General features: G+C 75.6%; 2 protein-coding genes and 1 pseudogene. 1 reads left to right on the top strand and 2 read right to left on the bottom strand.

From position 1 onward, the window contains the following. Positions 1-1,431, top strand: a 1,431-nt coding sequence (locus G5C65_RS31030) for a MinD/ParA family ATP-binding protein (RefSeq protein WP_241266192.1), incomplete at its 5' end; no start/stop codon positions are given. 137 nt (positions 1,432-1,568) lie between these two features. On the opposite strand, the gene G5C65_RS31025 is transcribed toward G5C65_RS31030, so the two are convergent. Together G5C65_RS31025 and G5C65_RS31020 are read right to left on the bottom strand one after the other, a co-directional pair. Then, positions 1,569-2,516 (bottom strand): bifunctional riboflavin kinase/FAD synthetase, encoded by a 948-nt coding sequence (locus G5C65_RS31025; RefSeq protein WP_165302377.1) that lies wholly within the window; start codon positions 2,514-2,516, stop codon positions 1,569-1,571. 147 nt (positions 2,517-2,663) lie between these two features. Then, a pseudogene (locus tag G5C65_RS31020) lies at positions 2,664-4,957 on the bottom strand (serine protease); the annotation flags it as partial.

The following is a 4,957-nucleotide window of genomic DNA, read 5'->3' as shown; positions in this document are numbered from 1 at the left end:
TCCCCGCCCCCGCCAGGGGCGGAGCCCGCTCACCCGGACCCGTCCGGGACGGCCGGGCCGGGGACGACGCAGCCCGGACTGCCGCTGCCCGCTCAGCAGCCGCCGCCCCGGCCCGAGACGGCGTCGCCGCCGCAGCCGCCCGCCGCGCAGCCGCCGCTCTCGCCCGCACCGCACCCGGGACACACACAGCCGGGCCAGCACACTCAGCCCGGCCAGCCGGGCCAACCGGGCCAACCGGGCCAGCCCCAGCCCCTTCCACAGGCGCAGTCCCCGGCGCTGCCCCAACCGCAGCCTCAGCCGCCGGCTTCGGGGCAGCCGCATCCGCAGGCCGTGGATCCGCGTCGGCAGGAGCAGTCGGGTTCCCCGCTGGGGTACACCGCCGCCGTCGAGCTGTCCTCCGATCGGCTGATCAACAGCAAGAAGAAGCCCCGCCCGCAGAGCGGCAACAAGAGCTCCCGCTTCCGCTTCGGCGCGAAGAAGGAGGAGGCCGAGCGCCAGCGCAAGCTGGACCTCATCCGCACCCCGGTGCTGTCCTGCTACCGGATAGCGGTGATCAGCCTCAAGGGCGGCGTCGGCAAGACCACGACGACCACCGCCCTCGGATCCACCCTGGCCTCCGAGCGCCAGGACAAGGTCATCGCCATCGACGCCAACCCGGACGCGGGCACCCTCGGCCGCCGGGTCCGCCGGGAGACCGGCGCCACGATCCGCGACCTCGTCACCGCGATCCCGTACATCAACAGCTACATGGACATCCGCCGGTTCACCTCGCAGGCGACCTCCGGCCTGGAGATACTGGCGAACGACGTCGATCCGGCGATCTCGACGACCTTCAACGACGACGACTACCGCCGCGTCATCGACGTCCTCGGCAAGCAGTATCCGATCATCCTCACCGACTCCGGCACCGGCCTGCTGTACTCCGCGATGCGCGGAGTGCTGGACCTCGCCGACCAGCTGATCATCATCTCCACCCCCTCGGTGGACGGCGCGAGCAGCGCCAGCACGACGCTGGACTGGCTCGCGGCGCACGGCTACAGCGAGCTGGTGCAGCGCAGCGTCACCGTGATCTCCGGGGTCCGGGAGACCGGCAAGATGATCAAGGTGGAGGACATCGTGGCGCACTTCGAGACGCGCTGCCGGGGCGTGGTGACGATCCCGTTCGACGAGCACCTCGCCGCGGGCGCCGAGCTGGACCTCGGCCTGATGCGGCCGAAGACCCGCGAGGCGTACTTCAACCTCTCGGTGCTCATCGCCGAGGACTTCGCCCGGGCGCAGCGCGAGCAGGGGCTGTGGACCTCCGATGGGAATCCGCCGCCGCAGTTGGCTCCGCCCCTGCCGGGGCAGCAGGGTCAGGGTCAGTCGTACGCGCCGCCGTACGGGCAGCCGCAGCCCGGGGCCGGATGGCCGCAGCAGCCGCCTCAGCGTTAGTAGCTGCGTCCCGTCTCCGTGGGTTTCGGGGGTTCCGCCGGGCTGCGGTGCACCGCCGTCTGCCGCTGCGTGGTTGGTTGAGCGCGCCCACGCGGCAAAGCCGCACATCGACCGGGCCCCGCGCCCCTGCGGGGCGCTCAGGCTCCCGGGGGCTCCGCCTCCTGTACGAGGGTGCGGGCGCTGGTCACGTCCTGGGCCATCCGGTCCAGCAGGGCCTCCAGCGTGTCGAACTTCTCCTGGCCGCGGATGAACTCCAGGAAGTCCACCGCGACATGCAGCCCGTACAGGTCGAGGCCCACCCGGTCGATCGCGTACGCCTCCACGGTGCGCTCGGTGCCGTCGAACTGCGGGTTGGTGCCGACGGAGATCGCGGCCGGCATCCGCTCGTCCCCGGCCGTCAGCCATCCCGCGTACACCCCGTCGGCCGGGATCGCGGTGTGTGCGAGGGGCTCCACGTTCGCCGTGGGATAGCCCAGTTCCCGGCCGCGCTGCGCGCCCCGTACCACCACGCCCTCGACGCGGTGCGGCCTGCCCAGCACCTCGGCGGCACCCCGTACGTCCCCGTCGGCGATGCGCCGCCGGGCCAGGGTCGAGGAGTACGGCTCCGCGTCCCGTTCGCCCAGGTCGACCACCTGCACCTCGAAGTCGTAGGTCTTCCCCAGGTCGGCCAGGGTGGCGACGTCGCCCGCGGCGCGGTGTCCGAAGCGGAAGTTGGGGCCTTCCACGACGCTGCGCGCGTGCAGCTTGTCCACCAGGACCTTCACCGCGAAGTCGGCCGGGGACAGCTGGGAGAAGCCCGGGGTGAACGGCAGCACCAGCACGGCGTCCAGGCCCAGCCCGGCCATCAGCTCGGCGCGGCGGTGCTGCGGCGCCAGCAGCGGCGGATGGCTGCCGGGGCGTACGACCTCGCTGGGGTGCGGGTCGAAGGTGACGGCGACGCACGGCACCCCCAGTTCGCGGGCCCGGTCCACCGCCCGCGTGAGGATCAGCTGGTGCCCGCGGTGGACCCCGTCGTACGAGCCGATGGTGACGACGCTGCGCCCCCAGCCCTCGGGAATCTCCTCCAAACCACGCCAGCGCTGCACGTCCGCTCCTCGTCACGCCTAGTACCGGTGAGTACCTGTCCTACCTGGCTGCCGCCGGTCCAAGGGTGCCATGCCACGCACCCGGCGCCGTACGGGACCACCCAGGATCCGTCCGAGCGCTCCCATCGGGACCGGACCGGGGCCGGGTCATGGGCGGTCCGCCAGCGTCTCGCACATCCGGCGGGCGCTCGGGCCCACCACCGCCGCCCACTCCCCGGGCGCCCGGGCGACCCAGCCGCGTACCGCGGCGGCGAACCCCGGGACCTCGCGCGCCAGTTCGACGAGGCTGCGGTCGAAGCTGGCCGCGCCCTGCGGGGTCCGGGTCATGGCCAGGCCGATGCGCCGCACCAGCTCCCCCTCCTCCGCCTCGTCCGCCGCCGGGTGCGGCGGCGCGGACGTCTCGCCGCCGCGCCGAACGACGGCGGCGAGCGCCGCGCCGAGCACGAGCACATCCCGCTCGCCGGTGAGCAGCAGCTCCAGCAGTTCGTCGCGCAGCGGGCCCTCCCCCGCGCCGAGGGTACGGGCCAGGCCGGCCCGGAACGGCGCCCGCTGGCCGCTCAGCAGCTCCGCGACGAGCGGTCGCAGCACGGCGCGCGCCGGGGGCCCGTGCGCCAGTCTGCGCCGTACAAAACCGGCCACCGGAGTACGCGCCTCCTCCGGCCTGCTCTCCACATAGGCGCGCACCAGGCAGGCCGCACGGCGGGCCAGCGCGGGCGTGCGCAGCTCGGCGAGGGCGCGCAGCACACGGGTGCGCGCGACGGGCCCGACGGCGGCGGACGACGGGTCGGTCAGCAGGGTGTGGAAGACGGCCAGGACCGGCTCCGGGTGGGTTGTCAGCGCCGCGGCCAGCGCGCCCACCAGCTCCGGCTCCCCGGTCTCCGCGAACCGCGCGAGCGCGGCGTCCAGATGCCCGGAGCGGCTGTGCGGGTCGCGGACGAGCAGCGCCAGCGCCGCACCGTGCAGCGCGCCCTCGCCGGGGCGGTGGAGCAGGGCGAGCGCGGCGTCGCGGAGCGCCGCGCGGTCGGAGCCGGCCCGGACGCGGGAGGCCGCGCGCAGCCCGTGGGTGGCTGCGGCGGCGCGGCGTTCCACGCGGTCGTCGTGCGCCCAGCGGCGGATGGCGCGGCACATCGCGGGCGGCTCGTCGTGCACCAGCTCGGCCAGCAGTTCGTCGGCGCGCGGGTGGGCCGCGGCCACCAGTGCCTCGGTCAAGTGGTCGACGGCGTGCCCCCGGTGGGCGTACAGCAGGGCCTGCGCGGCGGTGGCCACCGTGGGCGCCAGGGCGGCGAGCCGGCTGTCGTCCGCCGTGTCCGGGCGGCGCGGCAGCGCGCGCAGATCGCTGAACCACTCGCACAGCAGCGGCTGTACGGTCCTGGGCTCCGCGGCGAGGAGCTCGCCGAGCACGTCGAGGTACCGCTCCCGGCCGCCGTACGGGTCGTCGGCGGGCAGCAGCAGCCGGAGCAGTTCGGCCTTGTCGCGGACGCGCAGCGGGAGCCGCCGCCAGAACCACGGCCCGAACCCGTCCGTGGGCCGCCCGGCGGCCGGACCGGGTCCGTCCGCGACGCGCTCGGCGAGGGCCCGCAGCACACTGCCGTACGGGCGCGCGTCCGGCACCCGCAGCAGTGTCTCGCCCAGCAGATGAGCGGCCCACCACACGGCGTCCTCGGCGCCGTCGCCCCCGGGCGGGTCCGGGGCGCCCCGGCGCGGGTCCGGGAACAGGGCTTCCACCAGGGGCAGCAGCCGCCGGGTGAGCGCCTCGGCGCCGTCCCTGCGGCCGCACAGCAGCAGCGACTGCACCACCGGGCCGATACGGTGCCGGGGCACCGGAACGGCCTCCGGCTGCTCGGCCCTGCGGTGGACGAGCGCTTCCAGCGCCGCGTCGAGTTCCAGATGGCGGCCCTGCAGCCAGTCCGCGAACTCCTCGTCGCCGAATCTGTACCCCTCGCCGGCCGGTACCAGCACGCCCTCGGCGAGCACGGCCGGGGCCCAGCCGCCGCCCCACGGGAAGATCTCCTCGAACGCGGTGCGGTCCAGCCCGCCCTGACCGGGCCCCAGACAGCGCCGCGCCGCCTCGTGCAGCCGGCCCGCGCCCCGCGCGGCCAGCCGCCGTACCTCCCCGCCGCCCGGAACCTGCCGCTCCGCCGCGAGCCGTGCCGCGAGCCGGAGGCAGACGAGGTCGAGGTGGGCCGAGAAGATCTCCGCCCGCGCCGGCCGACCGCCACTGCCGCCGGAGCCGTCGGGCCCGCCGGAGCCGGAGCCGGGCAGCTGCGCGGCGCGGATCTCGGACAGCATCCGCAGGGCCAGCGGGTGCGCCGCGTCGGCGCCGTGGAGCGCCCCGTCCGGCAGCCCGTACCCGGCGCGGACGCGGGCCGCCTGCCAGGGCGGCAGCTCTCCGAGCCATACGCAGGACGGCAGTACGCCCGCGGCGCGGCCCTCCGCTGCTG

It is taken from the genome of Streptomyces boncukensis (assembly GCF_011045075.1).
In the GTDB taxonomy this organism is placed as follows: Bacteria; Actinomycetota; Actinomycetes; order Streptomycetales; family Streptomycetaceae; genus Streptomyces; species Streptomyces boncukensis.
The sequence above is the reverse complement of the archived record's forward strand: the minus strand, read 5'-3'. Positions and strand labels throughout refer to the sequence as shown.